The organism is Micromonospora sp. NPDC002389 (assembly GCF_040296095.1).
In the GTDB taxonomy this organism is placed as follows: domain Bacteria; phylum Actinomycetota; class Actinomycetes; order Mycobacteriales; family Micromonosporaceae; genus Micromonospora.
In genome coordinates this window covers 95,923-117,010 of sequence record NZ_JBEOWP010000001.1, presented here as the reverse complement: position 1 = coordinate 117,010, position 21,088 = coordinate 95,923, and the positions used below count along the sequence as shown (strand labels likewise).

The window sequence follows — 21,088 nt, the reverse complement described above, 5'->3', positions numbered from 1 at the left end:
CTCCTGCGGGGAGAGCTGATGACCCGGGCGTTCCTGCCGAAAGTGTTCACCGTCCTGCTGGCCGGCACGTTGGCCGGCCTGGCCCTGGCGGTGGCGGCGCTGCCGGCCGCGCTGGTGTTCGGAATCGGCTTCTCGGCGATGGCCGCGCCGTACACGGAGCTGCCCAACACGCTGCGGACACCACCGACGGCCCAGCGTTCCAACCTGTACGCCAAGGACGGCACCACGCTGATCACCTCCTTCTATCAGGAGGACCGGGTGGACGTGCCGCTCGACGAGGTGGCCCCGGTGATGCGCCAGGCCATCATCGCCGCCGAGGACGTCCGGTTCCACGAGCACAGCGGGGTCGATCTGCGGGGCGTGGCGCGGGCCTTCGCCGCCAACCAGGGCGCCGGCGGCACCCGGCAGGGCGCCTCCACCCTGACCATGCAGTACGTCCGCAACGTGTTGAGCACCGACCCCCGGTTGACCGAGTCGCAACGGGCGGCGGCCACCGAGGTGAGCACCGCCCGCAAGATCCAGGAGATGCGGTACGCGCTGGCGCTGGAGCGGGAGCTGACCAAGGAGCAGATCCTGACCCGGTACCTCAACATCGCGTACTTCGGTGCCGGGGCGTACGGCGTCGCCGCCGCCAGCAAGCGCTACTTCTCCACCTCGCCGGACCGGCTCACACTGGCACAGTCGGCGATGCTGGCCGGGCTGGTCCGCTCCCCGCACACCGACGACCCGATCAACGGCGACGCGGACGCGGCCACCGCCCGCCGGGGGTACGTGCTGGACCAACTGGTCAGCACCGGTCAGGTCACCGCCGAGGCGGCGGACGCGGCGCGGGCCGAACCGCTGAACCTGCGCCCCAGCGAGACGCCGAACGACTGCACGGCGGTGCCCTCGGGGCACAACGACTGGGGCTTCTTCTGCGACTGGTTCACCCGCTGGTGGAACGAGCAGAAGGCGTTCGGCAGCACGGTCGACGAGCGGCAGCGCACCCTGCGTCGGGGCGGTTTCACCATCGTGACCTCGCTCGACCCGAGCGTGCAGCGGGCCACCACCGAGCAGGTACGGCGGGTCTACTCGGTGGACGAGCCGTACGCCATGCCGACGGCGGTCGTCGAGCCCGGCACCGGGCGGGTGCTCGCCATGTCGGTGAACCGCAACTACAGCGTCGAGGCCAACCCGCCCGGGCAGAAGAACTACCCGAACACGGTCAACCAACTCGTCGCCGGTGGCGGCACGATCGTCGGGTACCAGGCCGGTTCGACGTTCAAACTGTTCACCATGCTGGCCGCGCTGGAGGCCGGGATGCCGCTGCGGACCGTCTACGACGCTCCGTCGCGCATCGTCACCGACTACCGGATCAGCGGTGAGACGAGCTGCGGCGGGTACTGGTGCCCGTCGAACGCCAACGTCTCGATGCGCGGCGAGCACGACATGTGGTCCGCGTTCGGCGAGTCGGTCAACACGTACTTCGTCTGGCTGACCGAGCGGGTCGGCGCGGACCGGGTGGTGGAGATGGCCGAGCGGCTCGGCATCGTGCTGCGGGCCGAGGACGACGTCCGGCTGGCCCGGCACGGCGCGCGCGAGTGGGGGCCGTTCACCCTGGGGGTGGCCGCCACCACCCCGCTGGACCTGGCCGGGGCGTACGCGACGCTGGCGGCCGAGGGGACGTGGTGCGCGCCCACCCCGGTCACCTCGATCGTCGACGGGACCGGCCGTCGGGTGACCACCGGCCAGCCGGACTGCCGCCAGGTGCTCGACGTCGACGTGGCCCGCGCGGCGGCGGACGCCGCCCGTTGCCCGGTCGGGGACCAGTCGATGTACCAGGGCTGCGACGGCGGCACCGCCTCCGCCCTGCGCGGTCAGCTCGGTCGGCCGGTGGCCGGCAAGACCGGCAGCTCCGAGCGGTACGCCACGGAGACCGTGGTGGCCTTCACCCCGCAGCTCGCGGCGGCGGCGATGGCGGCCAACCCCGACGACCCGCAGGACGCGGTCGGCCGGGCGGTGCAGAGCCGGATGGTGGAGGGGGTGGGGGAGATCCTCGCCTTCGCGCTGCGCGACGTGCCGCCCCGCGACTTCGTGCCGCCCAGCGAGACGACCGCGTGGCGGTACACCACCACCCGCAGCGGCGACTGAGCGATCCCGGGTCGGTCAGCGCGCGGCCGGGGGCGCCTCGACGGCGGTCCGCTCGGCGTCGGCGGCGATGTTGCGGGCCATCCCGCCGAAGACCACCGCGTGGAACGGCGCCACCGCGACCCAGTACGCGTGCCCGCCCAGCCCCCGGGGGAGGAACACGGCCCGTTGGCGGTACCGGACCTGCCCGTCGTCGTCGCGCTGCACCTGCATCTCCAACCAGGCCCGGCCGGGCAGCCGCATCTCGGCCCGCAGCCGCAGCAGCTCACCGGGGACGATCTCCTCCACCCGCCAGAAGTCCAGCGCCTCACCCACCCGCAGTTGGTGCGGATGCCGTCGGCCCCGGCGCAGCCCGACGCCGCCCACCAGCCGGTCCAGCCAGCCGCGCACCGACCAGGCCAGCGGGAACGAGTACCAGCCGTGCTGGCCGCCGACCCCCTCGATGACCCGCCACAGCGCCTCCGGCGAGGCTGTCACCGCCTGCTCCCGTACGTCGGTGTAGACGCTGCCGCCGCTCCACTCCGGGTCGCTGGGCAGCGGCTCGGCCGGGGCGTCCCGTCCCGCCGCCGACGACCACCGGGTCTCGACCTCGGCGTCGCGGACCTTGGCCAGCGCCAGCTCCACCGCCCGGTCGAAGCCGGTCAGCCCCTCCGGCGGGTCCGGCAGGTACGCCGCGATGTCGTGTTCGTGCGCCACCGCCTCGTGCACCAGGCTCTCCACCAGCGGACGGGCGAGCGCGTTCGGCACCGGCGTGACCAACCCGACCCAGTGCGAGGAGAGCCGGGGCGTCAGCGCGCGCACCGGCAGCAGGACCCGGCGGCTCAGCCCGGCCACCCGGGCGTACCGCTGCATCATGTCGCCGAAGGTGAGCACGTCCGGGCCGGCGATGTCGAAGGCCCGGTTCACCTCCGGCGGCAGGGCCACACAGCCGACCAGGTAACGCAGCACGTCCCGGACGGCGATCGGCTGCACCCGGTTGGACACCCAGCGTGGGGTGACCATCACCGGCAGCCGTTCGGTCAGGTAACGCAGCATCTCGAACGAGGCCGAGCCGGACCCGATGATCACCGCCGCACGCAGCACCACCGTGGGCACGCCGCTGTCCAGCAGGATCCGGCCCACCTCGGTCCGCGAACGCAGGTGCGCCGAGGCCGCGTCGCCGACGGCCGGCTCCGGGCCGCCGAGGTAGACGATCCGGCGTACGCCCGCCGCGTGCGCCGCCTCCGCGAATGCCGACGCGGCCTGCCGGTCGGCGTCCTCGAAATCGGCCTGCCCGAGCGCGTGCACCAGGTAGTACGCGACGTCGACGTCGTCGAAGACCCCGACCAGGCTCTCCGGCCGGCTCAGGTCGCCCTCGGCGATCTCGACCTGCCCGGCCCACGGCACGTCCCGCAGCCGTCTGGCCCGCCGGGCCAGGCAGCGCACCGTGTGTCCCTCGGCCAGCAGGCGGGGCGCCAGCCGCCCGCCGATGTATCCCGTCGCACCGGTCACCAGGCATCTCACGGCCTCCAGTGTGCGGCCGAATAGACTCGGGCGCTGTGGAGACCGGTAAGGGCACCTTCTGGGGGCCCGACTTCGAGCAGCTCAGCACCACCGACCCCGAGATCGCGGAGGTGGTGCTCGGCGAGCTGGACCGGCTGCGGGGCGGTCTGCAACTGATCGCCAGCGAGAACCTCACCTCCCCGGCGGTGCTGGCCGCGCTCGGCTCGACGCTGACGAACAAGTACGCCGAGGGCTACCCGGGTCGGCGCTACTACGGCGGTTGCGCCCAGGTGGACCGGGCCGAGGAGCTGGGTATCGCCCGGGCCCGGGAGCTGTTCGGCGCCGAGCACGCCAACCTCCAGCCGCACTCGGGTGCGAGCGCCAACCTGGCCGCGTACGCGGCACTGGTGCAGCCGGGTGACGCGGTGCTGGCGATGGAGTTGCCGCACGGCGGCCACCTGACCCACGGCAGCCGGGTGAACTTCTCCGGCAAGTGGTTCGACACGGTCGGCTACACCGTCCGACGGGACACCGAGCTGATCGACTACGACGAGGTCCGCGACCTGGCCCGGACCCACCGACCGAAGATGATCATCTGTGGCGCGACGGCGTACCCGAGGCTGATCGACTTCGCCGCGTTCCGGGAGATCGCCGACGAGGTGGGCGCGTACCTGATGGTGGACGCGGCGCACTTCATCGGGCTGGTCGCCGGGCAGGCCATCCCCTCCCCGGTCCCGTACGCCGACGTGGTCTGCGCGACCACGCACAAGGTGCTGCGCGGTCCGCGCGGAGGGATCATCCTCTGCCGCGAGTCGCTGGCCGACCGGATCGACAAGGCGGTCTTCCCGTTCACCCAGGGCGGGCCGTTGATGCACGCGGTGGCGGCCAAGGCCGTCGCGCTGCGCGAGGCGGCGCAGCCGGAGTACCGCACGTACGCCGCACAGGTGGTGGCCAACGCGCAGGCGCTCGCCGACGGGCTGGCGGCGGAGGGGATGCGACCGGTCTCCGGCGGCACCGACACCCACCTGGCCCTGGTCGACCTGCGGGAGACCGGGGTGACCGGGGCGCAGGCGGAGGCCCGCTGCGACGCGGCGACCATCACGCTGAACAAGAACGCCATCCCGTACGACCCGCAGAAGCCGATGGTCGCCTCCGGCATCCGGGTGGGCACCCCGAGCGTCACCACGCAGGGCATGGGCGAGCCGCAGATGCGCCAGGTCGCCGAGCTGATCGCACGGGCGCTACGCACCGATCCGGCGGCGCCGGGCGGCACCGACGAACTGGCCCGCGTCGCCTCCGATGTGGCCGAGCTGGTCGCCGAGTTCCCGGCGTACCCCCGATGACCGCGCCTCGCGCGGGGGAGCCCGGCGCCATCCGTGCCCGCCTGCCGCACCTGCGCCTGCCGCTGCTGGCCTGCGCCGGGCTGGCCGTGGTCGGCGTACCGATCGCCGCGCTGCTGCGGGGCCCGACCGGCGCGGCCGGGGTGGCCGCCGGGATCGGCCTGGTGGTGGTGAGCTACCTGGTCTCCGGGCTCTCGGTGGCCTGGGCGGACGCGGTCAGCCCGAAGATGGTCATGCCGGTGGGGCTGGTCACCTACGCCACCAAGATGGTCTTCCTGGGCGTGGTGATGGCCGCCGTGGCGCGGACCGGCTGGCCCGGACTGCCCGACATGGGGGTGGCGATCATCGCGGGCGTGCTGGTGTGGATCGTCGCGCACACCACCTGGGCCTGGCGCTCCCCGCTGCCCACCGTCGACCGGGCGTCGGGTCACTGACCGTACGGCCGGTGTTCGCCCGGCGTTTCGCCCCCCTTCCCGGCGGGCTCTGCAGGAGTAAGCTGAGCGCGGCTTGAGGCGCCGTATCGATCGCCCGCACGCTGCTCGGCAGTGTGGGGGGTGCCGCACACTCGCGAAACCCCCGGCTGATAAAGTTCGCCTCGTCATGGCCGACAACCCTCATCGCGGAAGCTCCGACGAGCACTCGTCGGAAGGCGTTGCCGGAGCCGTTCTTGGCTACCTGCTCGCCGGCATCCTGGTGTGGGGATTCCTCGGCTGGTTGGCGGGGACGTTCCTCGGCCTGCCGACCGGCATCGGGATCGGCGTGGGCATGATGCTCGGCGCAGCCGGAGCGATCTACCTGATCATGAAGAGGCTCGGTGCCTGAGTTTCGGCACGCGCGGGTCTGTCGAGTGCGGAGGATGACACGGTGAGCGCACAGCTTGTCGCCGCTGAAGGGCTGCCCTGGCCCCCGGGGGTCTCGGACTTCTATCTGCCGGAAGTGGCCGGCCCATTCGTCACCAAGTTCACCCTCATGATCTGGCTGGCCGTCGGGCTGCTGATCATCTTTTTCATGGTCACCTATCGGAACCCGAAGCTGGTGCCGACCAAGGGCCAGTGGATGGCCGAGTCGATCTACGGCCTGGTCCGGGACAACATCGCCAAGGAACAGATGGGCAGCGCGGGCGTCAAGTTCGCGCCCTATTTCACGGTGCTGTTCTGCTACGTCGCGTTGACCAACCTCTTCGGCATCATCCCGGGGTTGCAGATCTCGCCGAACTCGCACATCGCCTTCCCGATCGTGCTCGCGGCGATCACCTACGTGATGTACATCTACCTCGGCATGCGCAAGCACGGTGTCGGCGGCTACCTCAAGCAGAGCCTGATCCTGCCGGGCATCCCGTGGCCGATGCACATCCTGCTGATCCCGATCGAGTTCCTGCAGACCTTCATCAACCGGCCGGTCACGCTGGCGGTGCGTCTCTTCGCCAACATGTTCGCCGGTCACCTGATCCTGCTGGTCTTCACCATCGGTGGCTTCGTGCTGCTCGCCTCGGACAACATCTTCATCCAGGCGACCTCGATCTTCTCCTTCATCATGGCGATCGTGATGGCCTTCTTCGAGGTGCTGATCGCGCTGTTGCAGGCATACGTCTTCGTCACGCTGAGCGCCAACTACATGGGGTCGGCGATCGCGTCCGAGCACTGATCCGATCCACCGGCGGGGCACCCGCCGAAGCTTCAGGTACGACCGTGTACGCGTGAAACCTCACGTGTCAAACAGGAGGAATACCGGCAATGACTGTTCTCGCTGCGATCGAGGGTAACGTCAACACGATCGGCTACGGCCTCGCCGCCGTCGGCCCCGCGATCGGCGTGGCTCTGATCTTCGTTGCGTACATCAACTCCAGCGCCCGTCAGCCCGAGTCGGCCGGCTACAACCGGACCTGGCTGGTCCTGGGCTTCGCCCTGGTCGAGGCGCTCGCCCTGTTCGGCCTGGTGCTCGCCTTCGCTGTCTGACCGTCCGCTTCCCGACCCGGAGGTCTGAAATGTTTGTCGCCGCCGAAGGTGTGGAGCACCACCCGCTCATTCCGCTGTGGCAGGAGCTGGTGATCGGCACGATCGCCTTCGCCCTGCTCTGCTTCGTGCTGCTGAAGTTCGTCATGCCGCGTATCGAGGCGATGTACCAGGCGCGGGTCGAGGCGATCGAGGGTGGCCTCAAGCGCGCCGAGGCGGCGCAGGCCGAGGCCAACCAACTGCTTGAGCAGTACCGGGCCCAGCTCGCCGAGGTGCGTACCGAGGCGGCGCGGATCCGGGACGACGCCCGTGCCGACGCCGAGTCGATCCGCACCGACATCCTCGCCAAGGCGCGGGAGGAGTCCGACCGGATCATCGCCGCCGGCCGGGAGTCGCTGGCCGTCGAGCGTCAGACCATCGTGCGCGAGCTGCGCGCGGAGGTCGGCGGTCTCGCGGTCGACCTGGCCGGTCGGATCGTGGGCGAGTCGCTCGCCGACGAGGCCCGCCGTAAGGGCACCGTCGAGCGCTTCCTCACCGACCTCGAGAGCGCGGGGGCCCGCTGATGCAGGCCGCCAGCCGGGAGTCCTACACCGTCGCGAGTCAGCGGCTGGAGGAGTACGTCCGGGGCGCCGATTCGACGGCTCTCGCCACCACCGGTGCCGAACTGCTCGCCGTGGCGGACCTGCTGCGGCGGGAGGTCCGGCTGCGCCGGGCGCTCTCCGACCCGGCCCGCCCGGGCACGGACCGCAGCGGCCTGCTCGGCTCGGTGCTCTCCGGCAAGGTCGGCGCGGACGCGCTCGACCTGCTCGGTGTGCTGGTCGCCGGTCGGTGGTCGGCACCGTCGGAGCTGCTCGACGGTGCCGAGCGGCTCGGCGTGCAGGCCCTGCTCGCCAGCGCGGACCGCGCCGACGAGCTCGGTGAGGTCGAGGACGAGCTGTTCCGCTTCGGCCAGGTGGTCGCGGCGGACCCGCAGCTCTCCAACGCCCTGTCCGACCCGGTGGCCCCGGTGGCCCAGCGGGCCGAGCTGATCGGGATGCTCCTGACGGGCAAGGCCCGGCCGGTGACGGTGCGACTGGTGGAGGCGGCGCTGGCCGGCTTCGGCGGTCGGTCGTTCTCCGCCGCGCTGTCCCGGCTGGTGGAGCTGGCGGCCGAGCGGCGTGACCGGCAGGTCGCGTACGTGACGGTCGCGGCGCCGCTGTCCGCGGACGAGGAGAGCCGGCTCACCAACCAGCTCTCGGCCATCTACGGCCGGGCGGTCGCCGTGAAGCTTACGGTTGACCCGACGATCCTCGGCGGAGCGAGCGTCCGGGTGGGTTCGGACCTGTACGACGGGACGATCCTGCGCCGCCTCAACGAGACCCGTAACGCGCTCGCGAAGCGCTGACCAGCACCCCGCGAAGCGCCCGGAATAACAGTCGACCCGAGGACCGGTCGGTACTAGGTATCCCGGGCCCCTGATACTTAAGGAAGCAGAGGATGGCCGAGCTGACCATCTCGACGGAGGAGATCCGCGGCGCCCTGGAGCGCTACGTCTCCTCCTATTCGCCCGACGTCTCCCGTGAGGAGGTCGGCACCGTCGCCGACACCGGCGACGGTATCGCCCACGTCGAGGGCCTGCCCTCGACCATGACCAACGAGCTGCTCGAGTTCGAGGACGGCACGCTCGGCGTGGCGCTGAACCTCGACGTCCGGGAGATCGGTGTCGTCGTCCTGGGCGACTACGCCGGTCTTGAGGAGGGCCAGCGGGTCAAGCGCACCGGCCGGGTGCTCTCCGTGCCGGTCGGTGACGCCTTCCTGGGCCGCGTGGTCGACGCGCTCGGCGCTCCGATCGACGGCCTCGGCGAGATCGCCGACGAGGGCTACCGCGAGCTGGAGCTCCAGGCCCCGAACGTGATGGCCCGGCAGTCCGTCTTCGAGCCGATGCAGACCGGCATCAAGGCCATCGACGCGATGACCCCGATCGGTCGGGGCCAGCGGCAGCTGATCATCGGTGACCGGAAGACCGGTAAGACCACGGTCGCCCTGGACGCCATCCTCAACCAGCGCGAGAACTGGGCCTCCGGCGACCCGACGAAGCAGGTCCGCTGCATCTACGTCGCCATCGGCCAGAAGGCCTCCACCATCGCCTCGATCAAGGGGCAGTTGGAGGAGGCGGGCGCGATGGAGTACACCACCATCGTCGCCTCCCCGGCCTCCGACCCGGCCGGCTTCAAGTACCTCGCCCCGTACACCGGCTCGTCCATCGGTCAGCACTGGATGTACGGCGGCAAGCACGTCCTGATCGTCTTCGACGACCTGAGCAAGCAGGCCGAGGCGTACCGGGCCGTGTCGCTGCTGCTGCGTCGCCCGCCGGGCCGTGAGGCGTACCCGGGTGACGTCTTCTATCTGCACTCCCGCCTGCTGGAGCGCTGCGCGAAGCTCTCCGACGAGATGGGCGGCGGGTCGATGACCGGTCTGCCGATCATCGAGACGAAGGCCAACGACATCTCGGCCTTCATCCCGACCAACGTCATCTCGATCACCGACGGCCAGATCTTCCTGGAGACCGACCTGTTCAACCAGGGCGTCCGGCCGGCTATCAACGTCGGTACCTCGGTCTCCCGGGTCGGTGGCGCCGCGCAGGTGAAGCCGATGAAGAAGGTCTCGGGTTCGCTGCGGCTCAACCTCGCCCAGTATCGCGAGCTGGAGGCGTTCGCCGCCTTCGCCTCCGACCTGGACAAGGCCTCCCGCGCCCAGCTGGACCGCGGTGCCCGCCTGGTGGAGCTGCTCAAGCAGCCGAACTACTCGCCGTACCCGGTGCAGGAGCAGGTCATCTCGGTCTGGTCCGGCACCGAGGGCAAGCTGGACGACATCCCGGTGGGTGACGTGCGGCGCTTCGAGACCCAGTTCCTGGAGCACCTGCGGCGCAAGCACAACGGCACCCTGCTGGCGATCGCGGACAACAAGTGGGACGACGAGATCATCGCCACCCTCGACGCGGCCGTCACGGAGTTCAAGCAGGGCTTCCTCGGCCGGGAGGACGAGCGCACGATCAACGAGGCGCCGGCGGCGCCGCTGGAGGGCGAGGCCGAGCAGGAGACGGTCACCCGTTACAGCGCTGCGCCGGCCCAGAAGCGTTAGGGCCGGGCCATGGCGGCGCAGGTACGTGTTCTTCGTCAACGCATTCGCTCGGCGAAGGGGATGAAGAAGATCACCAAGGCGATGGAGCTCGTGGCGACGAGCCGGATCGCCAAGGCCCAGGCCCGGGTGGAGGCGTCCCTGCCGTACGCCCGGGCCATCACCGGCGTCCTCACGGCGCTGGCGTCCAACGCGTCGGTCGACCACCCGCTGCTGACCCCGCGCGAGCGGGTACGGCGGGCGGGCGTGCTGCTGGTGACCGCCGACCGGGGTCTGGCCGGCGGTTACAGCTCCAACGCCATCAAGACGGCGGAGTCGCTGATCGCCCGGCTGCGGGAGGACGGCAAGGAGCCGGTGCTCTACGTCGTCGGGCGCAAGGGCGTGTCGTTCTACCGGTTCCGGAACCGGCCGATCGAGGCGAGCTGGACCGGCTTCTCCGAGCAGCCGTCGTTCGCCGACGCCCGCGAGGTGGGCGAGACGCTGGTGAAGGCGTTCTCGGCCGGCGCGGACGACATCGACGGCGGTCCGGGTGCGGACGGGGTGCTCGGGGTGGACGAGTTGCACATCGTCTTCACCGAGTTCAAGTCCCTGATGACGCAGACGCCGGTCACCCGGATCATCGGTCCGTTGCAGGTGGAGGAGCGGCCTCGGTCGGAGGCGGCCCCCGGGCTGCTGCCCGACTACGAGTTCGAGCCGAACCCGGAGGAACTGCTCGACGCGCTGCTGCCGAAGTACATCAACACGCGGATCTACGCGGCGTTGCTGGAGTCGGCGGCGAGCGAGTCGGCGGCCCGGCGGCGGGCGATGAAGAGCGCCACCGACAACGCCGAAGAGATGATCGACAAGTACACGCGTGAGATGAACTCGGCCCGCCAGGCCGGGATCACCCAGGAGATCAGTGAGATCGTCGGCGGCGCTAACGCGCTGGCCGCGTCGGGAAGTGAAGTGTGATGACTGTTTCCATCGCGGCTGGGGGACCAGCCGAGACCAAGACGGCCACGGGTCGCGTGGTCCGGGTCATCGGCCCGGTCGTCGACGCCGAGTTCCCGCGCGACGCCATGCCGGACCTGTTCAACGCGCTGCACGTCAACGTGACCCTCTCCGGCGGCGAGAAGACGCTGACCCTGGAGGTCGCCCAGCACCTGGGTGACAACCTGGTCCGCGCGATCTCGATGCAGCCCACCGACGGCCTGGTGCGCGGCGCCGAGGTGCGCGACACCGCGTTCCCGATCCGGGTGCCGGTCGGCGACGCGGTCAAGGGCCACGTCTTCAACGCGATCGGCGAGTGCCTCAACCTCACCGAGGGCGAGACCATCCAGGCCGACGACCACTGGGGCATCCACCGCAAGGCCCCGGCCTTCGCGGACCTGGAGCCCAAGACCGAGATGCTGGAGACCGGCATCAAGGTCATCGACCTGCTCGCCCCGTACGTCAAGGGTGGCAAGATCGGCCTGTTCGGCGGTGCCGGCGTGGGCAAGACGGTGCTCATCCAGGAGATGATCACCCGGGTCGCCCGGAACTTCGGTGGTACCTCCGTCTTCGCCGGTGTGGGTGAGCGGACCCGTGAGGGCAACGACCTCATCCACGAGATGACCGAGTCCGGCGTCATCGACAAGACCGCGCTGGTCTACGGCCAGATGGACGAGCCGCCGGGCACCCGGTTGCGCGTCGCGCTCTCCGCGCTGACCATGGCGGAGTACTTCCGTGACGTGCAGAAGCAGGAGGTGCTGCTCTTCATCGACAACATCTTCCGCTTCACCCAGGCCGGTTCCGAGGTCTCCACCCTGCTGGGCCGGATGCCCAGCGCGGTGGGTTACCAGCCGACCCTGGCCGACGAGATGGGCGAGCTCCAGGAGCGGATCACGTCCGTCAAGGGCCAGGCCATCACCTCGATGCAGGCGATCTACGTGCCGGCGGACGACTACACCGACCCCGCTCCGGCCACCACCTTCGCCCACCTGGACGCCACCACCAACCTGGAGCGGTCCATCTCCGACAAGGGCATCTACCCGGCGGTGGACCCGCTGGCGTCCTCGTCGCGGATCCTCGCCCCGGAGTTCGTCGGCCAAGAGCACTTCCAGGTGGCCAGTGAGGTCAAGCGGATCCTCCAGCGCTACAAGGACCTGCAGGACATCATCGCCATCCTCGGTATCGAGGAGCTCTCCGAGGAAGACAAGATCACGGTCCAGCGGGCCCGTCGGATCGAGCGCTTCCTGTCGCAGAACACCTACGCGGCGGAGCAGTTCACCGGTGTGCCGGGCTCGACGGTCCCGATCAAGGAGACCATCGAGGCGTTCCGGAAGATCAGCGAGGGCGAGTACGACCACTTCCCCGAGCAGGCGTTCTTCATGTGCGGTGGGCTCGACGACCTGGAGAAGAAGGCCGCCGAGCTGATGAAGGGCTGACCCTTCGGTCCGAAACGAAGAAAGGCCGTCCCGGTTCACGCCGGGACGGTCTTTCGTTCATCTGCGGGACGTACCATGCTCGCTGCCCGGTTTCCCGTGCTCGGCGATCACGCCGCGCCCGAGATACCGTCTAGTCCAGCTCAGGCGCGGATGAGCGGCGAACGACTTAAACCTTTCGGCTACGCGCACCCGTACCCTCCCGGGGGCGCGACGAACGGAGAAGCTTGTGGGTAAGGCCGGCAGCGGCGGCACGCGCGGCAAGCGTGGTGGCAAGAAGAAGTCGATCTGGCAGGGCGTACCGCTGTGGGCAAAGCTCTGCACCATCTTCGGGGTGGTGCTGATGATGGTCAGCGGCACGTCGCTGGTGGGCGCCGAGGCGCTGATGGCCCGCTACGAGGGGGCGATCGGCAAGGCCGACCTCTTCGGTGACCAGGCGGCGGGCGAGGCCAAGAGCGACATCGAGGGCCCGCTGAACATCCTGCTGGTCGGCATCGACCCGGTCCGGGACGACCGTCCGCCGCTGAGCGACGCCATCATGATCCTGCACGTGCCGAAGGAGATGGACCGGGCGTACCTCTTCTCGCTGCCGCGGGACCTGTACGTCGAGATCCCCGCCTTCCCCAAGGCGAACTTCAACGGCAGCACCACCAAGCTGAACGCGGCGATGTCGTTCGGCAGCCGGGTGCCCAACGGTAAGCCGGATGCGGCACGCGGCTTCGAGCTGCTCGCCCTCACCGCGCAGGAGGTCACCGGCATCGAGCGCTTCGACGCCGGCGCGATCATCAACTTCTCCGGCTTCCAGAAGATCGTCGACGCGATGGGCGGCGTCACGATGAACATCGAGCGGGAGGTCCGCTCCCGGCACCGCCAGCCGGACGGCAAGCACCGTGAGGGTCGGCCCGGCGGTGGGGGCTACATCGGGCCGCAGGCGATCTACCCGAAGGGCAAGCAGCACCTGCAGGGCTGGCAGGCGCTGGACTACGTCCGCCAGCGCTACCCGGAGAACGGCGTGCCGGACGGCGACTACGGCCGGCAGCGGCACCAGCAGCAGTTCGTCAAGGCGATGGCCGGTCAGGCGCTCAGCGCCGACGTGGTGACCAACCCGGTGAAGCTGGACCGGGTGCTGCGGGCGGCCGGTGAGTCGCTGATCTTCAGCGGCCGGGGGCACAGCGTGATCGACTTCGGTCTCGCGCTGAAGGACATCCGCCCCGGCAACATCCAGATGATCAAGCTGCCGGGTGGCGGGGTCATGCAGAACGGCAAGTACCTCGGTGAACGGTTCGAGCCCGAGGTGGACGACTTCTTCGTCGCGTTGGAGCGGGAACTCCTGGACCCGTTCCTCCTCGAACATCCCAAGTTCGTCAACAAGGGCTGATCGGGGCGCGGCTCCCGGCACCCGCATGAAGCACAGGTCAGGGCCGCGACTAGACTTTCCCCAATCCGCCGCCTCAGCAAGGAGACAGCGTGGCACAGCACCTTAACGTCCAGCTCGTGGCCGTCGAGGAGAAGGTCTGGTCGGGCGAGGCCGAGATGGTCATGGCCCGTACGACCGAGGGTGAGCTGGGTGTGCTGCCGGGGCACGCGCCCCTGCTCGGCCAGCTCGCCGACTCCGGCCAGGTGCGCATCAAGCTGCCCGGCGGTGAGCAGGTCGTCTACGAGGTGGCCGGCGGCTTCCTCTCGGTGAACGAGCGGGGCGTGACCGTACTCGCCGAGACCGCGACCCCGGCCTCCGCCTCCCAGGGCAACTGAGCCGACCCGCCGATGGAGATCGTCGAAGGGATCGGAATCGGCGTCGCCGTGATCCTCGGCGCGATCCTGGTCCTCTTCGTCCGGCGGGCGCTGGTGACCCGCAGCGGCGGGATCATCCGACTCAGCGTCCGGACCTCCACCATGCTCGACGGCCGGGGCTGGGCACCCGGCTTCGGCCGTTTCGCCGGTGACGAGCTCCGCTGGTACCGGCTGGTGAGTTTCGCCGTACGCCCCAAGCGGGTGCTGTCCCGCGAGGGCCTGACCGTGGAGCGACGACGGCTGCCCGAGGGGCAGGAACGAATGTCCATGCCGTCGGACTGGATCATTCTCCGGTGTAACTGCGGGCATGCTCCGGTCGAGATCGCCATGGCGCGATCCACCGTCACCGGATTCCTCTCCTGGCTCGAAGCCGCCCCCCCGGGGGCGGCTTCGCCGCGTCTGGCGTCTTCTCAGGACTGGCCCGCCGCCTGATCGACCCCGTACGTCCACGGCACGCACCGAGTGCGTGCCGTGTCCGACCGTGTCCCGGTGTGTCGCCCGCGCCGGTCTGACCGGCCCCCGCCCCCTGCGCCACCACCACCGCACATGTGCCGTGGTGGCACATCTGTGCCAGATCTCTGCCCGGCGCCCGGCGGAACCTCCTAGAGATCTTCCCTTCATCAATATCTAGTGGTATCAATCTCCGAACGTCCCCCTGCTACCCCGGAGTACGACGTGCGGAGAACCCGTCTGGCGACGCTTGCCACGAGCATGGTCGTCGCCCTCGCCACCACCCTCAGCCTGACCGCCGCCCCCGCCCAGGCGGCACCGAGCGACCACTACGTGGCCCTCGGCGACTCGTACGCCTCCGGCGTGGGCGCCGGCAGCTACACCTCCGAGAGCGGCTCCTGCCAGCGCAGCACCGCCGCCTACCCGGCGCTCTACGCGGCCCGAGTCGGCCCCGCGTCGTACCGCTCGGTCGCCTGCTCGGGCGCCACCACCACCAGCGTGGTCAACACCCAGCTCTCGGCCCTGGCCAGCCGGACCACGCTGGTCAGCGTGACCGTCGGCGGCAACGACGTCGGGTTCGGCACCATCATGACCACCTGCGTGCTCCAGGGCACCACGGAGTGCGTCGCCGCGGTCGACGCGGCACAGGCCAAGGCCCGGGCCGACCTGCCGAGGCTGCTCCGCGCCGTCTACGACGGAATCAAGAGCCGGGCGCCGTCGGCCCGGGTGGTGGTCACCGGCTACCCGGTCTTCTATCAGCTCGGCACGATCTGCGCGGGACTCAGCGCGACCTCCCGAACGAAGATCAACGAGGGCATCAACCTGGTGAACGACATCATCCGCACCGCAGCCCTGGCCGCCGGCTTCGCGTTCGCCGACGTCCGCTCCCAGTTCGTCGGCCACCAACTGTGCAGCTACGGCGAGAAGTGGCTGCACGCGTTGAACTTCGCCAACATCGGCATCTCCTACCACCCGACGGCGGCCGGCCAGTCCGGCGGGTACTACCCGGTCTTCCGTACCGTCGCCGGCTGAGCGACGCCCGGCCCGACCGACGGGGCGGGGGTCACGAGGTGGCGGCGACCAGCTCCACCTCGTACCCCTGCCCGTCGGTCAGGTAGGCGGCGTACGTGTCGGGGCCGCCGGCATGCGGGTGGCGGTCGGGGAACAGCAGCGTCCAGCCGTACTCGGGGGCCGTGGCGACCAGGCGGTCGACGGCGGCCGGTGAGCCGGCGTGGAAGGCCAGGTGGTTCAGGCCGGGCGCGAGACGGTCGTGCCGCCGCCCGGAGAGCGCGGGGGACTCCTCCAGCACCAGGTACGTCGGGCCGAGCCGCCAGGACCGACCGGCCGGCCACTCCTGGAAAGGGGTCCAACCCAACTGGCCGAGGAGCCAGCCCCAACTGCGCATCGAGGCGCCCAGGTCGGGTACCCAGACCTCCACGTGGTGCAGTGCTCCGAGCGTCAACGACCTCCGCCCGGAACCCATAGCACGTCTCCGTCCGGATTTGCCGTTCTTGCCAGAATAAAGAGTAGATCCGACAACCGGTTGAGATACTTTGCCGGGAGATGGCTGGTCCGGTCGGGGTCGTGTGCGACGAGGGCCCATGCCGACCGCTCGGCGCGCCGGGCGACGGTCCGCGCCGCGTGCAGCAGTGCCGCACCCGCGGTGCCGCCGGGGAGGATGAAGGAGTCGAGCTTGCTCAGGCGCGCGTTGTACTCGTCGCACCAGCCCTCGAGGCGCTCGACGTACTCCTCGGTCACCCGCAGGGGCGGGTACTTCGGGTCCGGTTCGACCGGGGTGGAGAGGTCGGCTCCCACGTCGAACAGGTCGTTCTGGATCGGCCCCAGCACCGCTCGCAACCCGTCGTCGAGCCCACCCAGGGCGAGCGCCACACCGATCGTGGCGTTGCACTCGTCCACGTCGGCGTACGCGGCGATCCGTGGATCGTTCTTCGGCACCTGCTCGTTGTTGCTCAGCCTGGTCATGCCGGCGTCGCCGGCCTTGGTGTAGATGCGCGTGAGGTGGACGGCCATGACGCACAGCCTACGGATACCGGACCTGACGATCCCGACCCGGCCGACGGCCGGTACGGGCTGGTCCAGCGGGGTCGGCCCGGGTGACGCGGGTGACGCGGCGGTCGCCGACGTCGACGTCATCCGGGTACGCGGCGGCGCCCGGCTCGCCGGCACCGTGCACGTGGTCGGCGCGAAGAACTCCGCGTTGAAGCTGATGGCAGCCGCGCTGCTGGCGCCGGGCCGGACGGTGATCACCAACGTGCCCCGGATCACCGACATCGCCATCATGGGCGAGGTGCTGCGCCGACTCGGCTGCGGCGTCCGCTTCGACGCCGACGAGCCGGTGGACCCGATGGTCGCCGTCGGCGGGGTGCCCCGGTCCCGCTCGGTCACCATCGACGTACCGGAACAGCCCGGCGTCGAGGCCGACTACGACCTGGTCCGTCGGCTGCGGGCCTCGATCTGCGTACTCGGGCCGCTGCTGGCCCGGCGCGGCTACGTCCGGGTGGCCCACCCGGGCGGCGACGCGATCGGCTCGCGCGGTCTGGACATGCACATCTCCGGGCTGACCCGGATGGGCGCCGACATCTCCGGTGAACACGGTTTCGTGATCGCCGCCGCGCCGGACGGTCTGCGGGGCGCGGAGATTACGCTGGACTTCCCGAGCGTCGGCGCGACCGAGAACCTGGTCATGGCGGCGGTGCTGGCCGAGGGCACCACCGTGATCGAGAACGCCGCCCGCGAGCCGGAGATCGTGGACATCTGCACCATGCTCCAGCGGATGGGCGCGCTGATCGAGGGGGAGGGGACCTCCACGATCACCATCGTCGGCGTACCCCGGTTGCAGCCGGTCCGGCACGCCACGGTGGGCGACCGGATCGTCGCCGGGACCTGGGCCTTCGGCGCGGCGATGACCCGTGGCGACGTGACCGTGACCGGTCTCGACCCGGCCTTCCTGGAGGTCGCGCTGGACAAGGTGGTCGCGGCCGGCGGCCTGGTGGAGACGCGGCCGGACGCCTTCCGGGTACGCATGGACGACCGGCCCCGGGCGGTGGACGTGGTGACGCTGCCCTACCCGGGCTTCGCCACCGACCTGCTGCCGATGGCGATCGGGCTCGCCGCGCTCAGCGAGGGCGCGTCCCTGATCACCGAGAACATCTTCGACGGCCGGTTCATGTTCGCCAACGAGATGATGCGGCTCGGCGCGGACATCAAGACCGACGGGCACCACGCCGTGGTACGCGGACGCGACCAGCTCTCCGGCGCACCGGTACGCGCCACCGACATCCGTGCCGGCGCCGGACTGATCATCGCCGGGCTCTGCGCCGACGGGGTGACCGAGGTGTCGCACGTGCACCACGTCGACCGGGGATACCCCGACTTCGTGGCCGACCTGCGGGCGCTCGGCATCGAGGTGGAGCGCGCCACCGCACCTGAGGAACCCGAACTGACCATCTGAGCGGCGGCTCTCCTTAGCCGTCGTTCAGGCTCGCCGACTAGGGTGCAGGCAGACACTCGAAATCGCAGCGAGGGAGTTATCAGATGGCGGGTCGACTCGCGGTCGTGGGCGCCGGGCTGATGGGCTCGGGCATCGCACAGGTGGCGGCACAGGCGGGCTGGCAGGTGGTGCTGCGGGACCTGGACGACGCGGCCACCCGGCGCGGTCTGGACGGCATCCGTACGTCGCTGGGCAAGTTCGCGGAGAAGGGCAAGATCTCCACCGACGACGCCGAGGCGGCGCTGGGGCGGATCACGGCCACCACCGACCTGGAGGCGGCGGCCGACGCGGACATCGTGGTCGAGGCGGTCTTCGAGCGGCTGGAGATCAAGCACGAGGTGTTCCGCGCGCTGGACAAGATCTGCAAGTCCGACGCGGTGCTGGCCACCAACACCTCGGCCATCCCGGTCACCCAGATCGCGGCGGTCACCGAACGGCCCGAGGCGGTCGTCGGCACCCACTTCTTCTCGCCGGTGCCGATGATGAAGCTCTGCGAGCTGATCCGGGGCTACAAGACCACCGACGCCACGCTCGACACGGCGAAGTCGTTCGCCGAGGAGATCGGCAAGACCGTGGTGGTGGTCAACCGGGACATCGCCGGTTTCGTCACCACCCGGCTGATCACCGCTCTGGCGATGGAGGCGGTCCGGCTGGTCGAGACCGGCGTGATTTCCGCCGAGGACCTGGACACCGCCTGCAAGCTCGGCTTCGGGCACGCCATGGGCCCGCTCGCCACCGTCGACCTGACCGGCGTCGACGTGCTGCTCAACGCCACCCGCAACATCTACACCGACACCGGTGACGAGAAGTTCTTCCCGCCGGAGCTGCTCCAGCGCATGGCCACCGCCGGCGACCTGGGCCGCAAGACCGGCCAGGGCTTCTACGCGTACTGACCTGGATGTAAGGAGGGGTCCCCTGCTAACGCCTCGTGCATAGCAGGGGACCCCTTTTAACGGCGTTGCCCGTCGAGCGTCGTCGGGCTGTTAACAGGGGACCCCTGCTCTACCGCAGGCGTTAATAAGGTGCCCTTCCTTGCATCTCAGCCGTCGCGGCGGGTGGTCCAGCGGAAGGTGGTCAGGCAGAGCACCAGGCCGATCACGCACCAGGCGCCCAGCACCAGCGCGACCCGGGTCAGCTCGAACGAGCCGCCCGGCTCGTTGGCGCCGAAGCTCTCCGGCAGGAAGACCGCCCGCAGCCCCTGGCACATCCACTTGAGCGGGAAGATGGCCGCCACCTGCTGCATCCAGCTCGGCAGGTTGGTGAAGACGAAGAACACCCCGGAGATGAACTGGAGCACCAGGGCGACCGGGGTGACCACGGCCGAGCCGCTGCGTGCCGTACGGGCCAGGGACGAGATCGCGATGCCGCAGAGCGTGCAGGCGGTGATGCCCAGCGCGCTCACCCAGCCGAAGGTGACCCAGGCCGTCGCGGTCGTCGGCAGGTTCAGGTCGAACAGCAGCACCGAGACCGTGAGCAGCAGGGCGGTCATCACCGCGCCGGTCACCAGCACCATGATCACCTTGCCGGCGAACCAGACCCACTTCGGCATCGGCGTGCCCCGGTAGCGCTTGAGCACGCCCCGGTCCCGCTCGATCGGGATCCAGATGCCGAGGTTCTGGAAGCTGACCGTCATCAGGCCGGTGGCGATCATGCCGGTGATGAAGTACTGCGTGTAGCTGACGCCCTCGCCGAGGTCGCCGTCGAAGATCGACGCGAAGATCAGCACCATGATGATCGGGAAGCCCAGCGTGAAGACGACGGACTCCCGGCTGCGCAGGAACTGCCGGATCTCCATGCGGCCCTGGCGCAGGGCGAGCGCGGAGGGGCCGAGACGGCGGGCGGCGGGGGCGGCGACCGGGGCGTCCGGTCGGGTGGTGGTGGTCATCAGTGTCCGATCATCCGCAGGTAGATGTCCTCCAGCGTGGGCCGGGTGACGGTCAGGCCGGGCACCTCGCCACCGAACCGCGCGGCCAGCTCGGTCACCAGCGCCGTCGGCGTCGCGCTCTGCGCGCTCTCCGACGTGCCCTCCGGCGTACGCCAGGAGACCGTGGCCAGCGCCTCCTGCCGGTTGCCCAGCTCGGCGGGTACGGCGACCTCGACCAGCCGGCCACCGGCGATGACGCCCACCCGGTCGGCGAGCGCCTCGGCCTCGTCCAGGTAGTGCGTGGTGAGCACGATGGTGGTGCCGGCCGCGGAGAGGTCCCGGATCAGCTCCCAGAACTCGCGGCGGGCCTCCGGGTCGAAACCGGTGGTCGGTTCGTCGAGGAAGAGCAGTTCGGGGCGGCCGATGATGCCCAGCGCCACGTCCAGGCGGCGCTTCTGCCCGCCGGAGAGGGTGTGCGTACGGGCGGTGGCCTTGGCGGTGAGTCCGACCCGGGCGATCACCTTGTCCGGGTCGTCGCCGTCCGGATAGAAACCGGCGAAGTGGTGCACCACCTCGGCCACGGTCAGCTCGTCGAACTCGCCGGTGCCCTGGAGCACGATGCCGACCCGACCCCGCCAGTCGCGGACCGAGCGGCCTGAGCGGCCCGGTGCGCGGGAACCGCCCGACCGGGATCCGTGGGCGAAGGAGGGGTCGGCGTCCAGTACGCGGACCTCACCGGCGTCGCGCTGCCGGTAGCCCTCCAGGATCTCCACCGTGGTGGTCTTGCCCGCGCCGTTCGGGCCCAGGAGGGCGAACACCTCGCCCCGGTGGACGTCGAGGTCCAGATCGGCCACGGCGACGTTGTCGCCGTACGCCTTGCGCAGGCCCCGGACGTGGATCGCGACGTCGTCACTCATGCCGTCAAGTGTGCGGCCCGCCCGGGTCCGCCGTCCGCACCGGGGGTGGTGGTTCCTCCCCGTCACGGGCATGTCGGACCCGGGCGTCACCGTCGTCGTGCTGTGCGGTTCTGCACAATCCCGGGTCCGTCCGCC

Annotated in this window: 22 protein-coding genes; 17 read left to right on the top strand and 5 right to left on the bottom strand. The window is 70.3% G+C overall.

The annotated features are described in order from the left end of the window. The first annotated feature begins 18 nt into the window (after positions 1–18). Positions 19–2,130: a transglycosylase domain-containing protein gene (locus ABT008_RS00535; RefSeq protein ID WP_350692440.1), complete on the top strand. Its 2,112-nt coding sequence runs from the start codon at positions 19–21 to the stop codon at positions 2,128–2,130. A 15-nt stretch (positions 2,131–2,145) separates the two neighbouring features. Here the strand turns inward: ABT008_RS00535 and ABT008_RS00530 are convergent, their stop codons facing one another. Beyond that, the gene (locus ABT008_RS00530; RefSeq protein ID WP_350692439.1) at positions 2,146–3,630 is read right to left on the bottom strand and encodes an SDR family oxidoreductase; all 1,485 of its coding nucleotides are present in this window, start codon (positions 3,628–3,630) and stop codon (positions 2,146–2,148) included. Positions 3,631–3,665: 35 nt separating this feature from the next. Between ABT008_RS00530 and glyA the strand changes: the two genes are divergently transcribed. The 14 genes from glyA to ABT008_RS00460 all read left to right on the top strand — a co-directional run bounded on the left by glyA (position 3,666) and on the right by ABT008_RS00460 (position 15,693). Next, complete coding sequence (gene glyA, locus ABT008_RS00525; protein WP_350692438.1) at positions 3,666–4,952, top strand: serine hydroxymethyltransferase; 1,287 nt, start codon at positions 3,666–3,668, stop codon at positions 4,950–4,952. Then, positions 4,949–5,383, top strand: coding sequence for a Cg1360 family ATP-synthase-associated protein (locus ABT008_RS00520; protein WP_350692436.1), 435 nt, complete (start codon positions 4,949–4,951; stop codon positions 5,381–5,383). The genes glyA and ABT008_RS00520 overlap by 4 nt, the downstream gene beginning before the upstream one ends. 166 nt (positions 5,384–5,549) lie before the next feature. Continuing rightward, a complete protein-coding gene (locus ABT008_RS00515; RefSeq protein ID WP_117225980.1) occupies positions 5,550–5,771 on the top strand; it encodes a hypothetical protein in 222 nt (73 codons plus the stop codon). Between the two features lie 42 nt (positions 5,772–5,813). Then, complete coding sequence (gene atpB, locus ABT008_RS00510; RefSeq protein WP_350692434.1) at positions 5,814–6,593, top strand: F0F1 ATP synthase subunit A; 780 nt, start codon at positions 5,814–5,816, stop codon at positions 6,591–6,593. 89 nt (positions 6,594–6,682) lie between these two features. Next, positions 6,683–6,904 (top strand): ATP synthase F0 subunit C, encoded by a 222-nt coding sequence (gene atpE, locus ABT008_RS00505; RefSeq protein WP_350692432.1) that lies wholly within the window; start codon positions 6,683–6,685, stop codon positions 6,902–6,904. A gap of 29 nt (positions 6,905–6,933) precedes the next feature. After that, a complete protein-coding gene (locus ABT008_RS00500) occupies positions 6,934–7,464 on the top strand; it encodes a F0F1 ATP synthase subunit B (RefSeq protein WP_117225977.1) in 531 nt (176 codons plus the stop codon). Then, entirely contained in the window at positions 7,464–8,285 is an 822-nt protein-coding gene (locus ABT008_RS00495) for a F0F1 ATP synthase subunit delta (protein WP_350692429.1), read from the top strand. Before ABT008_RS00500 ends, ABT008_RS00495 begins: the two co-directional genes overlap by 1 nt. A 92-nt stretch (positions 8,286–8,377) precedes the next feature. Then, positions 8,378–10,021: a F0F1 ATP synthase subunit alpha gene (atpA, locus tag ABT008_RS00490; protein WP_350692428.1), complete on the top strand. Its 1,644-nt coding sequence runs from the start codon at positions 8,378–8,380 to the stop codon at positions 10,019–10,021. A 9-nt stretch (positions 10,022–10,030) separates the two neighbouring features. Further along, positions 10,031–10,969, top strand: coding sequence for a F0F1 ATP synthase subunit gamma (locus ABT008_RS00485; protein WP_350692426.1), 939 nt, complete (start codon positions 10,031–10,033; stop codon positions 10,967–10,969). Further along, positions 10,969–12,423: a F0F1 ATP synthase subunit beta gene (gene atpD / locus ABT008_RS00480; RefSeq protein ID WP_502890305.1), complete on the top strand. Its 1,455-nt coding sequence runs from the start codon at positions 10,969–10,971 to the stop codon at positions 12,421–12,423. The genes ABT008_RS00485 and atpD overlap by 1 nt, the downstream gene beginning before the upstream one ends. Before the next feature lie 226 nt (positions 12,424–12,649). Next, positions 12,650–13,798: an LCP family protein gene (locus ABT008_RS00475; protein ID WP_350692422.1), complete on the top strand. Its 1,149-nt coding sequence runs from the start codon at positions 12,650–12,652 to the stop codon at positions 13,796–13,798. Between the two features lie 89 nt (positions 13,799–13,887). Continuing rightward, positions 13,888–14,172, top strand: coding sequence for a F0F1 ATP synthase subunit epsilon (locus tag ABT008_RS00470; RefSeq protein WP_350692420.1), 285 nt, complete (start codon positions 13,888–13,890; stop codon positions 14,170–14,172). 12 nt (positions 14,173–14,184) lie between these two features. Then, positions 14,185–14,643, top strand: a complete 459-nt coding sequence (locus ABT008_RS00465) for a DUF2550 domain-containing protein (RefSeq protein WP_350692419.1) — start codon at positions 14,185–14,187, stop codon at positions 14,641–14,643. Positions 14,644–14,886: 243 nt separating this feature from the next. Then, positions 14,887–15,693 (top strand): SGNH/GDSL hydrolase family protein, encoded by an 807-nt coding sequence (locus ABT008_RS00460; RefSeq protein ID WP_350692418.1) that lies wholly within the window; start codon positions 14,887–14,889, stop codon positions 15,691–15,693. Positions 15,694–15,724: 31 nt separating this feature from the next. Here ABT008_RS00460 and ABT008_RS00455 read toward each other — a convergent pair whose 3' ends face one another. Together ABT008_RS00455 and ABT008_RS00450 are read right to left on the bottom strand one after the other, a co-directional pair. Next, positions 15,725–16,144 (bottom strand): VOC family protein, encoded by a 420-nt coding sequence (locus ABT008_RS00455; protein ID WP_350692417.1) that lies wholly within the window; start codon positions 16,142–16,144, stop codon positions 15,725–15,727. Then, on the bottom strand, positions 16,120–16,692 hold the full coding sequence (locus tag ABT008_RS00450) for a cob(I)yrinic acid a,c-diamide adenosyltransferase (protein ID WP_350692415.1): 573 nt from the start codon (positions 16,690–16,692) through the stop codon (positions 16,120–16,122). The genes ABT008_RS00455 and ABT008_RS00450 overlap by 25 nt, the downstream gene beginning before the upstream one ends. On the opposite strand from ABT008_RS00450, the gene murA reads away from it, so the two are divergent. Together murA and ABT008_RS00440 are read left to right on the top strand one after the other, a co-directional pair. Further along, positions 16,691–18,133, top strand: a complete 1,443-nt coding sequence (gene murA / locus ABT008_RS00445) for a UDP-N-acetylglucosamine 1-carboxyvinyltransferase (RefSeq protein WP_350692414.1) — start codon at positions 16,691–16,693, stop codon at positions 18,131–18,133. The genes ABT008_RS00450 and murA overlap by 2 nt on opposite strands. A gap of 83 nt (positions 18,134–18,216) precedes the next feature. After that, positions 18,217–19,065 carry a 3-hydroxyacyl-CoA dehydrogenase family protein gene (locus tag ABT008_RS00440; protein ID WP_350692412.1) on the top strand — a complete coding sequence of 283 codons (849 nt, stop codon included), beginning with the start codon at positions 18,217–18,219 and terminating at the stop codon, positions 19,063–19,065. 146 nt (positions 19,066–19,211) lie between these two features. Here the strand turns inward: ABT008_RS00440 and ABT008_RS00435 are convergent, their stop codons facing one another. Beyond that, the gene (locus ABT008_RS00435) at positions 19,212–20,057 is read right to left on the bottom strand and encodes an ABC transporter permease (RefSeq protein WP_350692410.1); all 846 of its coding nucleotides are present in this window, start codon (positions 20,055–20,057) and stop codon (positions 19,212–19,214) included. After that, positions 20,057–20,953 (bottom strand): ABC transporter ATP-binding protein, encoded by an 897-nt coding sequence (locus ABT008_RS00430; RefSeq protein ID WP_350692409.1) that lies wholly within the window; start codon positions 20,951–20,953, stop codon positions 20,057–20,059. The genes ABT008_RS00435 and ABT008_RS00430 overlap by 1 nt, the downstream gene beginning before the upstream one ends. Between the last annotated feature and the right edge of the window lie 135 nt (positions 20,954–21,088).

Excerpts from the sequence above, each read along its gene's own strand:
- ABT008_RS00535 (WP_350692440.1), top strand. The coding sequence starts at position 19 with ATGACCCGGGCGTTCCTGCCGAAAGTGTTCACCGTCCTGCTGGCCGGC.
- ABT008_RS00520 (WP_350692436.1), top strand. The coding sequence starts at position 4,949 with ATGACCGCGCCTCGCGCGGGGGAGCCCGGCGCCATCCGTGCCCGCCTG.
- ABT008_RS00515 (WP_117225980.1), top strand. The coding sequence starts at position 5,550 with ATGGCCGACAACCCTCATCGCGGAAGCTCCGACGAGCACTCGTCGGAA.
- atpE (WP_350692432.1), top strand. The coding sequence starts at position 6,683 with ATGACTGTTCTCGCTGCGATCGAGGGTAACGTCAACACGATCGGCTAC.
- ABT008_RS00500 (WP_117225977.1), top strand. The coding sequence starts at position 6,934 with ATGTTTGTCGCCGCCGAAGGTGTGGAGCACCACCCGCTCATTCCGCTG.
- ABT008_RS00495 (WP_350692429.1), top strand. The coding sequence starts at position 7,464 with ATGCAGGCCGCCAGCCGGGAGTCCTACACCGTCGCGAGTCAGCGGCTG.
- atpA (WP_350692428.1), top strand. The coding sequence starts at position 8,378 with ATGGCCGAGCTGACCATCTCGACGGAGGAGATCCGCGGCGCCCTGGAG.
- ABT008_RS00485 (WP_350692426.1), top strand. The coding sequence starts at position 10,031 with ATGGCGGCGCAGGTACGTGTTCTTCGTCAACGCATTCGCTCGGCGAAG.
- atpD (WP_502890305.1), top strand. The coding sequence starts at position 10,969 with ATGACTGTTTCCATCGCGGCTGGGGGACCAGCCGAGACCAAGACGGCC.
- ABT008_RS00465 (WP_350692419.1), top strand. The coding sequence starts at position 14,185 with ATGGAGATCGTCGAAGGGATCGGAATCGGCGTCGCCGTGATCCTCGGC.
- ABT008_RS00455 (WP_350692417.1), bottom strand. The coding sequence starts at position 16,144 with ATGGGTTCCGGGCGGAGGTCGTTGACGCTCGGAGCACTGCACCACGTG.
- murA (WP_350692414.1), top strand. The coding sequence starts at position 16,691 with ATGACGCACAGCCTACGGATACCGGACCTGACGATCCCGACCCGGCCG.
- ABT008_RS00450 (WP_350692415.1), bottom strand. The coding sequence starts at position 16,692 with ATGGCCGTCCACCTCACGCGCATCTACACCAAGGCCGGCGACGCCGGC.
- ABT008_RS00440 (WP_350692412.1), top strand. The coding sequence starts at position 18,217 with ATGGCGGGTCGACTCGCGGTCGTGGGCGCCGGGCTGATGGGCTCGGGC.
- ABT008_RS00435 (WP_350692410.1), bottom strand. The coding sequence starts at position 20,057 with ATGACCACCACCACCCGACCGGACGCCCCGGTCGCCGCCCCCGCCGCC.
- ABT008_RS00430 (WP_350692409.1), bottom strand. The coding sequence starts at position 20,953 with ATGAGTGACGACGTCGCGATCCACGTCCGGGGCCTGCGCAAGGCGTAC.